The organism is Tardiphaga sp. 20_F10_N6_6, assembly GCF_052076045.1.
Lineage (GTDB): Bacteria > Pseudomonadota > Alphaproteobacteria > Rhizobiales > Xanthobacteraceae > Tardiphaga > Tardiphaga robiniae.
This window is the reverse complement of sequence record NZ_CP197239.1, coordinates 887,431-903,054: the sequence shown is the minus strand read 5'-3', so window position 1 is coordinate 903,054 and position 15,624 is coordinate 887,431. Positions and strand designations below refer to the sequence as shown.

Sequence of the window (15,624 nt, the reverse complement as noted above, 5' to 3'; positions counted from 1 at the left end):
GCCTCTGCCTAGATCATACGGATAACCTTCTCGGCATCCGTATAAGCCTCGTCTTCTGATGGGAAATCCTCAGACGTGACAACGCTTTTCAATGCAACGCCATTCATGGTCAGGACGGCTCCATCTTTGCGGGAAATAGCTGCACGCCAGAATCCTGGCCGTCGCTGGTAAGCGAGAATGGAGAATTGAGCTTTATTTGCCATTGTAATGTTCGGCGCCTCAAAGGCGGCCGTGTCAAGGCCGGCTAATTTGGCGAAGTCGCGCGCGCCGCAGCTGGGCTTGATGTGAGCTAAGTGAACTCTCCTAAGGGCATACGATCGTGCGGAAAAGCGACGCATCTGTCGCGTCGCCTCAGGCTCTTTATCAAGAAGGTATCCGCGGCCTCAGTTTCCGAGCGAGTTCGGAACTTGGCGTCATCGGGCCGGTTAAGGCAAAGGCCGGCATCCTCGCGAGGGCGTGGCTATGCCGGTCTTACCCAAGGGAGAGGCAGATGAAAGTAACACGCCAAGTTGTACTAGTTTGTGCAGCCACGCTGGGTCTCGGTAGCGCGTCGGTCCAAGCGGGTCCATGCAACACCAGCAAAACGACTGAAATGCGCGACGCTGGTTCGGGCCCGACTCCAGGCAACACCGGCTCGACGGTCGGTGCAAATTCCAAAACTGATCAGCACCCGCCGACGAGCGCCATGAACCAGCAGTCCGGGAATATTCCTGCTTCATCTGAGGATGCCCAGAAGCAAATGCAAGGGAAGCCAACTGCGGCGCAGCAGGCCGACGGGGCGAAGGCTCAAGGCAGCGACTGCTGATGTTCATGACGAACCGGCCTTCAGCACGCGGGGCATTCATCGCTTAGGCTGTCGAGCACGTTCTACTCTTGCCAAGAACGTGCAGTGTTCCGCGAGCGACAGAGCGTAATCTACTTGGTGCTGTGTCGCGGCCGCATGTAACCGGCTCGTCGCATGACGCGATCGCTTGGGCTTCCATCAGTAAATCGGCCGCCGGCATTCCAGGCCATGGTCAGACCTTCTCGCCTGAAATCTATCCGCTCGAGGGCTCGTCGGGATCCCCTCCGTTCAAGTGCAGTCCAGCGCGTTCCTCAACCTGCCAAGCTTCTTCCTGGTATTTCGCCGCCAAAACATTCAGCCGATCTGATACTGACCGAAATCCGACGAATTTGGCGAACTCTTTGCACCTTCGAGACATGGCCCTCAGTTGAACTGCTGTTGCGATCGCTTTTCGTTGGAGCTTTGTGGGAGCCATCGACGTCCTAGGTTTCACCGCGCGACAAACACTCCACCATTTCGCAAAACAGCGGGCGCGTTGAACCAACGACAAGAAGATGAGTGTAGTTCCATGAGACAAAGTATCGCAAGGCCGGCGAAGAGCGGGCCTATCGATATCCGGTCATCAGCTTTCGCGTGCTAGTTCGAAAGATGCGGCGCAGCTCGCATTGATACGCGAATAAAAGTTCCAGCGTTGCCGAAATGAAAAACCTAGCGTGACGCGTGAATGTGAGAAGGTTCAGCAGCATCTGGCAGAGTTGGCTGGTTACAGTCAACGTGATGGTCGCTGATCAAATCAAGCGCCCGATGCTTCCACCTTTCGGCTTCGGCTAGAAATTTCCAACTTTCCTCGGGAAAAAACGAGGCGCGCTGTCGACACATGCTTTCCATTGCTCGTGCATGTAGAAGCTCTTTCATCGCTTCCTCCCCATTTGAGAACAGACCTCATTCTGCGCTCCACAAATCAGACGTAAAGAGCCTCGGAGAAATAAATCGCCCGAAATACCGTGGGGATCTGCATCGGGAGCGCTGCTTCCGTGCCGGTTTGATCAATCTCAGTAATCGAATATCGTTCCGAGCCGAGTCCGGCGCCATAGGTCGCTCTGCGACGCAACAAATTCGCGGTTGTGAAGGAGGTCACCTCCGAAACCGGTTTGGCACAGAAAGCGGTGCCAGAGCCGGCCCGACCGGCGCGCTTCACATGGATGGTCAGAGGATGCTGTCAAGCGACACTGCTGCGAGCTGTCTCTAATGCATTGCTGAGCTCGTGAAGCTCATAGGGTTTGCGCAATAGCAGAAACTCTGAACCTGATTTCCGGGAGGCGTCACTATAGCCCGTCGCAAGCACCACCGGCATGTGCGGGTGACTCCGTCTGAGATTGCGAGCGAGGCCGAGACCATCCAACTTTCCCGGCATCACAATATCACTAAATACAATGTCGATGCCGTCGCGTTCAATCTCGCGCATTGCGGATTCTGCGTCCGTTACCCATTTCACGCGATATCCCAGCTCTTCCAAAAGAACGGTGCTGGAGGTTGCGACATCTGGATTGTCTTCAACGAGAAGAACGGTGCCGGCGCCTTCGGCCAGAACCTCTGCTTCATGCACGCCAGCATGGCCCTCTCCGCGTGGGAGCCGAATGACGATTTCCGTGCCTGCGCCGAGCTTGCTTTTGATTTCTACACTGCCGCCAGCCTGGTTGACAAAGCCATGGACTTGCGAAAGCCCCAATCCCGTTCCCTTGCCGACAGGCTTGGTCGTGAAAAAGGGATCGAACACCTTCGCAATGACATCCTCAGGAATACCAGCGCCGGTATCGATCACTTTGATATTCACATGCTCGCCTGTATCTTCTCCGTCCGCGACACGATGATTTTCTGCTGTGATCGTCAACGTGCCCCCGTCGGGCATGGCATCACGAGAATTGATGCCGAGATTGATGATTGCGGTCTCGAGCTCGGTTGGATCCGCGAAGACCGGCCAGACTCCGGCGGGTACGGAGATTTCGAGCTTTATCGCGCTGCCTAGGACTGTGGCCAAGACTTCGCGTACAGCTTGCACTGTCTCTCCAACGTCAAGCAGCACCGGGTCGACTTGTTGGCGCCGCGCAAAAGTCAGCAGTTGGCGCGTCAGTGCCGCCCCGCGGCGAACGCTTGCCTCTATCGCTTCTGCTGCCTTGACCACGCGAGGGTCAATGGCGTGGCGCTTGATAAGCCGAGCGTTACCGGTAACCGCCATAAGTAGGTTATTAAAATCATGTGCCACTCCACCGGTCAGCTGACCGAGCGCATCCATCTTCTGTGATTCAGCCAGCTGCCTTTGCATATTTTCAAGTTGCTGCACCGCCAGGCGTCGTTCTGTGATGTCGCGCGTAATCTTGGCAAAGCCGATCAACTCGCCTGCATCATTGCGGACGGGATCGATGACCACACTCGCCCAGAAAAACGTGCCGTCTTTGCGAACGCGTAAGCCTTCCTCCTCGTAACGGCCGTTCTTACGGGCAGTCTCCAGAGCACGCGCCGGCTTTCCCGCTTCGCGATCACCAGGGGTGTAAAATCGCGAGAAGTGCTGTCCGATAATTTCTTCGGGAAGATAGCCCTTGATTCGCTGGCCGCCCAAGTTCCAGCTGGTGATCCGACCTTCCGGATCAAGCATATACAAAGCGTAGTCGGTGACATTTCCCACTAGCAGGCGAAAATGGTTCTCGCTCTCGTTTAATGCGAAGCGCGCCTGCATCCGCTCGGTGATGTCCCGCGTGATTTTCGCGAAACCGACAAGCACACCATCTTCATAAATGGCATCAATGACGACGGAAGCGAAAAATCGCGAACCGTCCTTACGCATCCGCCAGCCTTCCGCTTCGAAGCGCTTGTCCCGCCGCGCGGCCTCTAGCGCAGCAGCGGGAAGTCCGGCTTCGCGATCCTCCGGGGGGTAGAAAACCGAAAAATGCTGACCCACGATTTCATCAGCGGAATATCCTTTGATCTTCTCGGCGCCTGTATTCCAATTTGATACAATGCCGTTCAGGTCCAGCAGATAGATCGCATAATCTGTGACGCCTTGAACGAGGAGCCGAAAGGCGCGCTCGCTTTCGAAAAGACCGCGTCCAGCGCTATTTGTCTCTGCCATCGTTCACTTCCCGCGAAACTACTAACGCGTGTCCAGTTTGGCGGTGCCCACAAGGCTGCACCGCTGTCGGCACGGCGACGGAGAGATCCGCAAGGTCTTCAGCGTAAGCCGTCATGCGTGGGACACAAGAAGACAGTTTTTGGGGGAGGCGGAACTAACGAAGTGCCAGGGAGTTAAGTCCTGTTTAGGCGAAGTCAACGCGGCGCTGAAGAAGGCCGCCGCAGCGTTGAAAAATTCGTCGCGATCTGTCCAATCCACGATCCGTATATGATCAGTGCGATCACAACCGCCAATCCTGCAAAGACCCACGACTGCGTCTCTGATTGAGGCACGTTGACCGTGAAAAAAGTTACCGCGTTATAATGTACGGCAAGTCATTGAAAGTATTGGAATCGGAAAATGACGTGGCGATCCCAGCAGGATTCGAACCTGCAACCCACGGAGTAGAAATCCGTTACTCTATCCAGTTGAGCTATGGGACCGGCGCGTCGTCATATCATCGTCGGTATGGCTTGGACAGACCGGGTAAATTGGCCGGATTCGGACACGGTTTTCAAGCGTTTGGGCGGTTGGTGAGCTGGCCTTTCTCTTGCTGATTGAGCGGTGAACCCGCGATTTCAGCCAGAAAGTGTGCCGACTTGATCCGCTTTTCGTCCCAAAACCGAACGTCCGTCTGTGCCTTTGACGTCGCTTCGATACCTGTCCCGTTCGGGGATGCCTTCGCAGCTTCGGGGCCGGCAGATTGGCGGGCCCTAAGACTCCGACGGCGGGGGCCGCGATGGTGGCTTGTCGTCCTTGTTATTGTCACTGGAGATGCCGCGCTGGCCGGTCTCGCCTGGCTCGCCGTCGACGTCATCCTCAAATAGCTGCTCCGGGAAGCCGTATTGCCTGGTCACGAAACGGCCGGCCATATAGGAGATCTGGCACGCGATCAGACATCCGGTCGTGACCGCAACGCCGCCCAGCGCCGAAAATCCCTGGCCCCATGTCACGACGGCGGACAGGACAGCGACCAGCACGGTCGTTACGACAATGACCCAGACGGGGCCGACGAGTCCGACGGCGAGGCCCGCCAGTGAACTTGTCGCCAACAGAAGTTCGATCATGATGCGATGCGCCCAGAACGACCGAACGGTCGGGCGATCGCCGTGATCGTCCTATGCCGCAAGGCGCACCCATCTGACCGCAGCTGGAAGACTTGGGTACCCGTGATCTCCGGTCGTCCCCAACAGGCTGCTTTTAGTCTTAACGTGTCGCGTTTGATTAAAACGCGTAGGGGGCGATCGCGGGCCGGGCCGGCCGTTCATGCGCCTATGACCCGTTGTAAAACTGTCACCAAAATCGTCGGCGCGTGCTCGAACCGTTTCCCACACAGGGGCGACCAATCGGCGGTGACGTGGCTTTGCTTTCGGCAGGGCCCGCCGCCATGATGCCCGCGGCTTGCGCGTGGGGCTGCGATTTGAGTTACCCGGGTTCGTCACATGATGTTGCCAGCAATCACCGTGTCTCGCGTTGCGCCGGTCGAGAGACTCGCGAACAAGCTGGCCATGAGTCCGTCACCGTTTTTACGCACATTTGAATCCAGGCGGCATTCGTCCGTGCAGGGGAGTTGTCCATGATTGGTCTGGTTCGCGCCGTCACTGTCTGCGCCACGCTGGCGTTCGGCCTCGTCTCGGCTCACGCGGCCGACAAGGCTTTCCGACGGGATGAGCTGGCGGATTCCGCGATCAAGCTCGAGGCGCAGATCAAGAGCGAGGCAGGGCCTGTCGCCAAGAGCGCGGCAACTTTGCGTACCGACGCGGACGCCGCGTTCAAACGCTCGGATTTCCGCGCCGGTTTGCAGACGCTGGGCCAGATCGTGGCGATTGCGCCCGATGACAGCGCCAACTGGCTGCGGCTCGCCAAGACGATCTTCCAGATCCGCCCGGCAACCTCGTCCGAAACCACCTTCCTGCGCGAGCGCGCCGCGACCGCCGCCTATATCGCCTATCAGCGCGCCGGCAATGCCGGTGAGGAGGCCGAGGCGCTGGCCGTGCTTGGCCGGGCCATGGAAGAACGCAAGCTGTGGCGCCCGGCGCTGGACGCGCTGCGCCTGTCGCTCGAGATGCGCGAGGTCGCCGACGTCCGCGGCCAATACGAGAAGCTGCGCGACGATCACGGCTTCCGGTTGCTCGATTACACCGTGGACTCGGATTCCGCCTCGCCACGGGCCTGTTTCCAGTTCTCGGAAGAACTCGCCAAGCGGGTCGATTTCGCGCCGTTCCTGGCGCTCGCCGGCAGTGACAAGCCGGCACTGACCTCCGAGGAGAAGCAGCTCTGCGTCGAAGGCCTCAAGCATGGCGAGCGCTACAACATCAACCTGCGCGCCGGTCTGCCGTCGACGGTGAAGGAGAGCCTGCCGAAGTCGGCCGAGTTCAATATCTATGTGCGTGATCGCAAGCCGTTCGTGCGTTTCACCGGCCGCGCCTATGTGCTGCCGCGCACGGGCCAGCAGGGTATCCCCGTGGTCTCGGTCAATACCCAGGCGGTCACCGTCAATGTGTTCCGGATCGGCGACCGCAATCTGATCAACACCGTCATCGGCAGCGACTTCCAGACGGCACTGAGCAAGTACCAGCTCGAGAGCCTCGGCGACGAGCGCGGCATGAAGGTCTGGACCGGCGAGCTGGCCACGGCGTCGACGCTCAATGCCGACGTCACCACGGCATTCCCCGTCGATCTGGCCATCGGCGAGCTGCAGCCCGGCGTCTATGTAATGACCGCGGCGGCCAAGGGGCCGGGCTCAGGCGGTGGCGATGACGACGGCTCGCTGGCGACCCAGTGGTTCATCGTGTCGGATCTTGGTCTCACGGCTTTCTCGGGCAATGACGGCATCCACGTGTTCGTCAATTCGCTCGCTTCGACCGATCCGATGGCCAAGGCCGATGTCCGGCTGGTCGCGCGCAACAACGAGATTCTTGCGACCAGGAAGACCGACGACTCCGGCCATGTGCTGTTCGAGGCGGGGCTCGCCAAGGGCGAGGGCGGTCTGTCGCCGGCACTACTGACGGTGACATCAGACAAGAACGACTATGCGTTCCTGAGTCTCAAATCGAACGCCTTCGATCTCAGTGATCGTGGCGTCTCCGGCCGCGCAGTTCCTGCCGGTGCCGATGCCTTCGTCTATGCCGAGCGCGGCGTTTATCGCTCCGGCGAGACGGTCTATCTCACCGCGCTGTTGCGCGACGGGCAGGGCAATGCCGTGACCTCGGGCCCAATGACTCTCGTGGTCGAGCGCCCCGATGGCGTCGAGTTCCGCCGCGCCGTCCTGCCTGACCAGGGCGCAGGCGGTCGCAGCCTGACGCTGCCGCTGAATTCGGCGGTTCCAACGGGCACCTGGCGCGTTCGTGCCTTCACCGATCCGAAGGCGCCGTCGGTCGGCGAGACCACTTTCATGGTCGAGGATTACGTCCCGGATCGGATTGAATTCGATATATCTTCCAAGGATAAGCTAATCAAAGCTGATGCTCCTGTAGAACTTAAAGTCGATGGTCGTTTCCTCTATGGCGCGCCCGCGTCGGGCCTGCAGCTCGAAGGCGATCTGCTTGTCAGCCCTGCCGCGAACCGCCCAGGATTCGCTGGCTACCAGTTCGGCGTTGCCGACGAGGAAAGCGCCAGCAATGAGCGGACGCCGATCGAAGGCCTGCCGGAGGCCGATGCCAATGGTGTCGCGACGTTCCCGGTCAGCCTCGCCAAGCCGCCGTCCTCGACGCGGCCGCAGGAGGCGCAGATCTTCATCCGCATGACCGAAGCCGGCGGCCGCGCCGTCGAGCGCAAGTTCGTGCTGCCTGTTGCGCCGAGTGCGCCGATGATTGGCGTGAAGCCACTGTTCAAGGACAAGAATGTCGCCGAGGGGGACAACGCCGCTTTCGACGTGGTGGTCGTATCGCCGGAGGGAACCTCGCTGGCCCGTAGCGGCCTGCGTTACGAATTGCTGAAGATGGAATCCCGCTACCAGTGGTATCGGCAGAATTCGTCTTGGGATTATGAACCAGTCAAATCGACGAAGCGCGTCGCCGATGGCGATCTCACCATCGCCGCCAATGCGCCGGCCCGCATCTCGCTGCAGCCGCAGCCCGGCCGCTATCGGCTCGACGTTAAATCGAACGAAGCCGACGGCCCGATCACCTCGGTGCAGTTCGATGTCGGCTGGTATTCCGACGGCAGCGCCGATACGCCGGACCTGCTGGAGACCTCCATCGACAAGCCGGAATATCTGTCGGGCGACACCATGATCGTTTCGGTCAATGCCCGCACCGCCGGCCTGCTGACCATCAATGTGCTGGGCGATCGCCTGTTGACCACCCAGAGCATCGCCGTCAAGGAAGGCCAGTCGCAGATCAAGATCCCGGTCGGCAAGGACTGGGGCACAGGCGCCTATGTGGTGGCCACGCTGCGCCGACCTCTCGACGCCGCCGCCAAGCGGATGCCCGGCCGCGCCATCGGGTTGAAGTGGTTCGGTATCGACAAAAAAGCACGCACGCTCGACGTCGCACTGTCGCCGCCGGCGCTGATCCGGCCCAGCACGACGCTGAAGCTGCCGGTGAAACTCGGCGGGCTCAATCCCGGCGAGGACGCCAAGATCGTGGTGGCTGCGGTCGATGTCGGCATTCTCAACCTGACCAATTACAAGCCGCCAGCGCCGGACGATTACTATCTCGGCCAGCGCCGCATGACGTCGGAAATTCGCGACATCTATGGGCAGTTGATCGACGGCATGCAGGGCACTCGCGGTCAGTTGCGCACTGGCGGTGATAGTGCCGGCGCGCAGATCGAGGGCTCGCCGCCGACCCAGAAGCCGATGGCGTTGTATTCCGGCATCGTCACCGTGGCCGCCGACGGCACTGCGCAGATCGAGTTCGAGATTCCCGAATTCGCCGGCACTGCCCGTGTGATGGCCGTGGCCTGGACCGCGACCAAACTCGGCCGCGCCACTGTGGACGTCACGGTGCGCGATCCCGTGGTGCTCACTGCGACCCTGCCGCGGTTCCTGCTGTCCGGCGACAAGGGCACCATGAGCTTCGACCTCGACAATGTCGAAGGCGCACCGGGCGACTACACCATCGCTGTAAAGACCTCCGGCCCCGTCAAGGTGACCGGCAATCCGGCGACGACGATCAAGCTCGCGGCCAAACAGCGGACCTCGATGGCGCTGGCCATCGATGCATCCGGTGCGGGCACGGCCCAGTTCGACGTCGATATCAAGGGACCGAACGGGCTGACGCTGGCGCGGCACTATGTGCTCGACGTCAAGGCAGCCACGCAGGTTCTGGCGCGTCGCTCGATCCGCACGCTGGCCAAGGGCGAAAGCCTGACGCTGACTTCGGACATGTTCTCCGACCTCGTCCAGGGCACCGGCGGCGTCTCGCTGTCGGTCAGCCTGTCCACGGCGCTCGATGCAGCGACCATCCTGAAGGCGCTGGATCGCTATCCCTATGGCTGCTCCGAGCAGATCACCAGCCGCGCGATGCCGCTCCTCTATGTGAACGATCTCGCGGCCGGCGCGCATCTGGCGATGGATACCGGTGTCGATCAGCGCATCAAGGACTCGATCGACAGACTGCTGGCGCGTCAGGGCTCGAACGGCTCGTTCGGCCTGTGGTCGGCGGGCGGCGACGATGCCTGGCTCGATGCTTATGTCACGGACTTCCTGACCCGCGCTCGCGAGAAGGGGTTTGTGGTGCCGGACGTGCTGTTCCGTGCCGCGCTGGACCGCGTGCGCAATTCGGTCGTCAATGCTGACGAACCGGAGAAGGACGGCGGTCGCGATCTCGCTTACGGCCTCTATGTGCTGGCCAAGAACGGCACTGCGCCGATCGGCGATCTGCGCTATCTCGCCGACACCAAACTGAAGAACCTGGCGACGCCCATCGCCAAGTCGCAGCTGGCGGCGGCGCTGGCGCTGGTCGGTGACCGTGCCCGTGCAGAACGTGTCTATGCGGCGGCCGTCGAAAGCCTAGCGCCGAAGCCGGCCATCGAATTTGGCCGCGTCGATTACGGCTCGGCGCTCCGCGACGCGGCTGCACTGGTCTCGCTGGCCAGCGAAGGCAATGCGCCGCGTGCAACGCTGACGCAGGCGGTCCAGCGTGTCGAGGCCGCGCGCGGCCTGACGCCGTTCACCTCCACGCAGGAGAATGCGTGGCTGGTGCTGGCGTCGCGTGCGCTGGCCAAGGAAGCCAACACGCTGGCGCTCGACGTCAACGGCTCGGCTGTGAAGACCGCGCTCTATCGCAGCTACAAGGCGGCGGAGATGTCCGGGCAGCCGATCAAGATCACAAACACCGGCGACACACCGGTGCAGGCGGTCGTCTCGGTGTCCGGTTCGCCGATCACGCCAGAGCCGGCGGCATCCAACGGCTTCAAGATCGAGCGCAATTATTTCACGCTCGACGGCAAGCCCGCGGATGTCACCAAGGCCAAGCAGAACGATCGCTTTGCCGTGGTGCTGAAGATCACCGAGGCCAAGCCGGAATACGGGCACATCATGGTGGCCGACTATCTGCCGGCCGGTTTCGAGATCGACAATCCGCATCTAGTGTCGTCGGGCGACAGCGGCACGCTGGACTGGATCGAGGATGGCGAAGAACCTGAGAACACAGAATTCCGCGACGACCGCTTCACCGCGGCGATCGACCGGAAGAGCGACGACAAGGCGGTGTTCACCGTCGCCTATATTGTTCGGGCGGTATCGCCCGGGAAGTACGTGCTGCCGCAGGCCTATGTGGAGGACATGTATAATCCGTCGCGCTACGGGCGGACGGGGACGGGCAGTGTCGAGGTCGCGAAGGCGAAATGAGCGAGGGCACGTCCACACCACACACTCCGTCATCCCCGGGCTTGTCCCGGGGATCCACGTCTTCTTGTGTGGATCGTGGGCAAGACGTGGATGGCCGGGACAAGCCCGGCCACGACGTGAGGAGAGGCTGGTGGCTTATCCGAAAGGCTGTCGCCGCTGCCACCGTAGTTGTGGTCCTGACTGGTGCAGCGACCGCCGCGTGGGTGGCCTCCCTCGGCCCTTTGCCGCTCGACCAGGCGCGCAAAATCTCCACCACCGTTATCGATCGCAACGGCAAGCTCCTGCGCGCCTATGCCATGTCCGATGGACGCTGGCGGCTGCCGGTCGACGCGAGGACGTCCGTCGACCCCGGTTATCTCAACATACTGCTCGGCTATGAGGACAAGCGCTTCTACAGCCATCATGGCGTCGATCCACTGGCGCTTGGCCGCGCCGCGCTGCAGCTCGTCACCCGCGGCGAGATCGTGTCGGGCGGTTCGACCATCACGATGCAACTTGCGCGGCTGATCGAACCACGGCAGCAACGCTCGATATCGGCGAAGATCAGACAAGCCGTCCGTGCGCTGCAGATCGAGCGGCAGATGAGCAAGGATCAGATCCTCGATCTCTATCTGGCGCTGGCGCCGTTCGGCGGCAATCTCGAAGGTCTTCGCGCCGCGTCGATCGCCTATTTCGGCAAGGAGCCCAAACGGCTGTCGCTGGCGGAATCTGCATTGCTCGTAGCGCTGCCGCAATCGCCGGAACACCGCCGGCTTGATCGCCATCCCGGCAATGCCCGCGTGGCGCGCGACCGCGTGCTCGAACGTATGGTCGGCGAGGGCAGGGTGTCGGCTGCCGATGCCATGCAGGCAAAATCCGTCAGCGTGCCGAAGCTGCGCAAGCCGATGCCGATCCTGGCGCCGCATTCCGCGGATCAGGCCATGTCGCTGCACAGAGATCGCCCCATCATCAAGCTGGCGCTCGATGCCGGGATCCAGCGTGCGCTTGAAGGCCTCGCGCATGACCGCGCGGCGACGCTGGGCAACAATATCTCCATCGGCCTCATCGCTGTCGATAACGAGAGCGGCGACGTGCTCGCCCATGTCGGTTCGCCCGACTATTTCGACGATCGCCGCGCCGGGCAGGTCGATATGACCCGCGCGGTGCGTTCTCCGGGCTCGACGCTGAAGCCATTCATCTATGGCCTCGCCTTTGAAGATGGCTTCGTGCATCCGGAAAGCCTGATCGAGGATCGGCCCGTTCGCTTCGGCAGTTACGCGCCGGAGAATTTCGAAATGAGCTTTCAGGGCACCGTGCCGGTGCGCAAGGCGCTGCAGCTCTCGCTAAACGTCCCGGCTATCGCACTGCTCGATCGTGTCGGCGCATCGCGGCTGTCGTCACGGCTCAAGCAGGCGGGTGGCAATCTGGTGCTGCCGCCCGGGGAGGCGCCCGGTCTGGCCATGGGCCTCGGCGGCGTCGGCATTACGCTGCAAGACCTCGTCCAGCTCTATACAGGCGTGGCGCGGCTCGGCAGTTCCAAGCCGCTGCGGGAGATCATGCAGGCCAATGGCGGCGACGATCGCGAGCCGTTGCGGTTGATGGATCCGGTCGCAGCTTGGCAGGTCGGCAATGTCCTGATCGGCACGCCGCCACCGGAGAATGCCGCGCATAACCGGATCGCCTTTAAGACCGGCACCAGCTACGGCTATCGCGACGCTTGGTCGGTCGGTTTCGACGGACGGATGACCATCGGCGTCTGGGTCGGCCGGCCCGATGGCGCGCCGGTGCCCGGCCTGGTCGGTCGCACGGCCGCGGCTCCGATCCTGTTCGATGCCTTTGCCCGGACCGGCAAGCTGCCGGCTCCGTTGCCGAAGGCGCCCAAGGGCGTGCTAATGGCCAATAATGCAAAATTGCCGCTGCCGCTGCGTCGGTTCCGCCCGGTCGGCGAGTTGATCCGTACCGGCAGCGATCAGGCCCTGCACATCCAGTTCCCGCTGAACGGTTCCCGGATCGATGCCAGTGGCGGCGAGGGGCAGCTTTCGGGAGTGCCGGTTAAGGTGGCCGGCGGGGTGCTGCCCATGACCGTTCTGGTCAATGGCATGGCTGCTGGGGAACTCGACAGCCGGCGCCAGCGGCTGGTCGATCCGCCTGGTCCGGGTTTCGTCCGGCTGACGGTCATGGACGCCATGGGCACCGCAGACACAGTTGTGGTCAGAATCCAATAAGCACGGGCTAACTGGTTGTCCGGTCGGCGGTTTCAGCGTATGCGACAGGCATGGCCGAGACCTATCCAAGACCCCGATTTGGCGCCCCGCGCGAGCCGAAAACCCGTGTCGATCCAGGCAGCAGGCTGGTGCGCGTGCTTGATTTCGTCAGCTCCGGCCATGCCTGCGCAGTCGCGTTCCTAACCATTTGCGGGTTCCTGTTCTTCCTGCCCGGCTTCTTCACTATCCCGCCGATCGACCGTGACGAAGCGCGCTTCGCGCAGGCGACCAAGCAGATGGTCGAGACAGGCGATTTCGTCGACATCCGGTTCCAGGACGAGGTCCGCTACAAGAAGCCGGTCGGCATCTACTGGATGCAGGCGGCCGTGGTCGAGACCGCTGAGGCGCTGGGCTTGCAGAACGCCGAAGTTCGCATCTGGCTCTATCGCGTGCCATCGCTGATCGGTGCCATTGGTGCAGTGTTGCTGACCTATTGGACCGCGCTGGCCTTCCTGGCGCGGCGCGGCGCCGTGCTGGCTGCGTTGATCATGTGCAGTTCGGTCTTGCTCAACGTCGAGGCCCGGCTCGCCAAGACCGATGCGATGCTGTTGCTGACCGTCATCGCCGTGATGGGCGCGATGGCGCGGATTTACCTGGCGTGGCAGCGCGGCGAGGAGGCCGACAAGTCGCGCTGGCAGGAGCCGGCGGTGTTCTGGACGGCCATGGCGATCAGCATTCTGGTCAAGGGCCCGCTGATCCTGATGTTCGTCGGGCTGACGATCATTGCACTGGCGATCATGGATCGCTCGGTCGCATGGCTGTGGCGATTACGGCCGCTGGTCGGCGTCATCTGGATGCTGTTGCTGGTGCTGCCGTGGTTCGTCGCGATCTTCCTGAAGTCGGGGCAAGCGTTCTTCTCCAATTCGCTCGGTGGCGACATGCTGAGCAAACTGGCTGCACAAGAATCCCACGGCGCGCCTCCGGGCATGTATTTCCTGCTGTTCTGGATTACCTTCTGGCCCGGGGCACCGCTGGCCGGTATGGCCACGCCGGCGATCTGGCGCGCGCGCCGCGAGCCCGGCGCACAATATCTGCTGGCCTGGCTGATCCCATCCTGGATCGTGTTCGAAGTCGTGATGACCAAGCTGCCGCATTACGTGCTGCCGCTCTATCCGGCGATCGCCATCCTCGTCATCGGCGCGCTTGAACGCCAGGTGCTGGCGCGCAATTGGCTGGCGCGCGGCGCGGCTTGGTGGTTCGCGATCCCGGCGCTAACCGCTGTGGTCGCCGAGATCGGTGCCGTCGCGATCGTCCGCCACCCGGTGTTTCTGGCCTGGCCATTTGCCGCCGCAGCACTGGTGTTCGGCCTGTTTGCCTGGTGGCTGTATGATAACGCCCGCGCAGAACGCTCGTTGCTGAATGCGGTTGTGGCCTCATTGTTCATGAGCGCCGCCTTTTATGGCGTGCTGCTGCCGTCGCTCCGACCGCTGTTTCCGAGTGTGCAGATCGCACGTGCGCTGCGTAACGTGGTCTGCGTCGGTCCCAAGGCTGCGGCAGCGGGATATCACGAGCCGAGCCTGGTGTTCATGACCGGCACATCCACACAACTCACTGATGGTGCCGGCGCGGCGGATTTCCTCGGGCAGGGCAGCTGTCGCTTCGCGCTTGTCGAATTGCGTTCAGAACGCCAGTTCGCGATGCGCGCCGAGGCCATCGGCTTGCGTTACAACATGGCAACCCGCATCGACGGCTATAACTTCTCGCAGGGTAAAGCGATTTCGGTGGCGATCTATCGCTCCGAAGGGACCGAGTAATGGTAGCCCCGGACAAATCGCAGCCACAGACCTATCTGTCGCAACTCGTTGCGCTTGTCTGGCAGTCATTCGCACAGCTTGTTCGCGCACCGTCGCATTCGCGGCGTGCCGAAGCTGCTCGTTATTGGGCGCGCCGTTCGCTGGCGCTTGGCGCCGTGACAGCCGTGATCATCATCGCGCTGATGTTCATCGTCGATGCCACCGAGATCGGACTGATGCCGGCGCGGGGCACGGCCGGCCTGTGGCCGCTGCGTATCTTCACTGACTTCGGCAAGGACGAATATGTCCTGCTGGCGTTGTTCGCGTTTATGATCGTTCTGGCCCTGCTGGCGCCGCTGCGGCACGGCACGTCGCGCGCCGTACTTGTCAGCTTCGGCACGCGCATTCAGTACATCTTCCTGTCGGTCGCGCTGTCGGTCTTCGTGGCTGAAATCATCAAAGGTATGCTCGGCCGTGGCCGGCCTTTCGTCAGTGGCGCGGCAGACCCCTTTCACTTTTCGCATTTCGCCTGGACGCCGGCCTATGCCAGTTTCCCGTCGGGTCATGCGACCACGAGTTTCGCATTGGCTTTCGCGGTCGCCGCGCTTTGGCCGCGGCTGCGCACGGTGATGATCGTCTACGCCGTCGCCATCTGTGCCAGTCGGCTCGTCCTGCTGGCGCATCATGCCAGTGACGTGGTCGGCGGCGGGCTGGTCGGCTGGATTGGCGCCATGACGGTGCGATACTGGTTTGCGGCCCGGCATCTGGCTTTCACCATCCACCAGGACGGCACGATCGACCCGCTGCCAGGGCCGTCCGCAGGCCATCTCAAAAGGGTTGCCCGCGGGACCGCGGCCCCATAATAAGCGGTCTTCGCCGGGCCGGCTGCGACAAGTTCCCGC

Annotated in this window: 8 protein-coding genes and 1 tRNA gene; 5 read left to right on the top strand and 4 right to left on the bottom strand. The window is 61.9% G+C overall.

The window, feature by feature from the left end; translation table 11 throughout:
• Positions 1-8: 8 nt before the first annotated feature.
• Positions 9-338 (bottom strand): hypothetical protein, encoded by a 330-nt coding sequence (locus AB7813_RS04190; RefSeq protein ID WP_439083431.1) that lies wholly within the window; start codon positions 336-338, stop codon positions 9-11.
• A 152-nt stretch (positions 339-490) separates the two neighbouring features.
• Here AB7813_RS04190 and AB7813_RS04185 point away from each other — a divergent pair, with 152 nt between their 5' ends.
• Positions 491-805 carry a hypothetical protein gene (locus tag AB7813_RS04185; RefSeq protein WP_244628519.1) on the top strand — a complete coding sequence of 105 codons (315 nt, stop codon included), beginning with the start codon at positions 491-493 and terminating at the stop codon, positions 803-805.
• Between the two features lie 1,198 nt (positions 806-2,003).
• Here AB7813_RS04185 and AB7813_RS04180 read toward each other — a convergent pair.
• The 3 genes from AB7813_RS04180 to AB7813_RS04170 form a co-directional block, all read right to left on the bottom strand.
• Entirely contained in the window at positions 2,004-3,911 is a 1,908-nt protein-coding gene (locus tag AB7813_RS04180; RefSeq protein WP_439088868.1) for a PAS domain S-box protein, read from the bottom strand.
• Positions 3,912-4,316: 405 nt separating this feature from the next.
• Positions 4,317-4,393 (bottom strand) — tRNA-Arg (locus AB7813_RS04175).
• A 270-nt stretch (positions 4,394-4,663) separates the two neighbouring features.
• Positions 4,664-5,017, bottom strand: coding sequence for a hypothetical protein (locus AB7813_RS04170; protein ID WP_439083433.1), 354 nt, complete (start codon positions 5,015-5,017; stop codon positions 4,664-4,666).
• A gap of 509 nt (positions 5,018-5,526) precedes the next feature.
• On the opposite strand from AB7813_RS04170, the gene AB7813_RS04165 reads away from it, so the two are divergent.
• The 4 genes from AB7813_RS04165 to AB7813_RS04150 are packed head-to-tail and all read left to right on the top strand — an operon-like array spanning position 5,527 to position 15,585.
• Complete coding sequence (locus AB7813_RS04165) at positions 5,527-10,746, top strand: alpha-2-macroglobulin family protein (protein ID WP_439083434.1); 5,220 nt, start codon at positions 5,527-5,529, stop codon at positions 10,744-10,746.
• Positions 10,743-12,950 (top strand): penicillin-binding protein 1C, encoded by a 2,208-nt coding sequence (gene pbpC / locus AB7813_RS04160; RefSeq protein ID WP_439063910.1) that lies wholly within the window; start codon positions 10,743-10,745, stop codon positions 12,948-12,950. The genes AB7813_RS04165 and pbpC overlap by 4 nt, the downstream gene beginning before the upstream one ends.
• A 50-nt stretch (positions 12,951-13,000) precedes the next feature.
• Positions 13,001-14,743, top strand: a complete 1,743-nt coding sequence (locus tag AB7813_RS04155) for an ArnT family glycosyltransferase (protein WP_439063909.1) — start codon at positions 13,001-13,003, stop codon at positions 14,741-14,743.
• A complete protein-coding gene (locus tag AB7813_RS04150; protein ID WP_175368988.1) occupies positions 14,743-15,585 on the top strand; it encodes a phosphatase PAP2 family protein in 843 nt (280 codons plus the stop codon). Before AB7813_RS04155 ends, AB7813_RS04150 begins: the two co-directional genes overlap by 1 nt.
• The last annotated feature ends 39 nt before the right edge of the window (positions 15,586-15,624 follow it).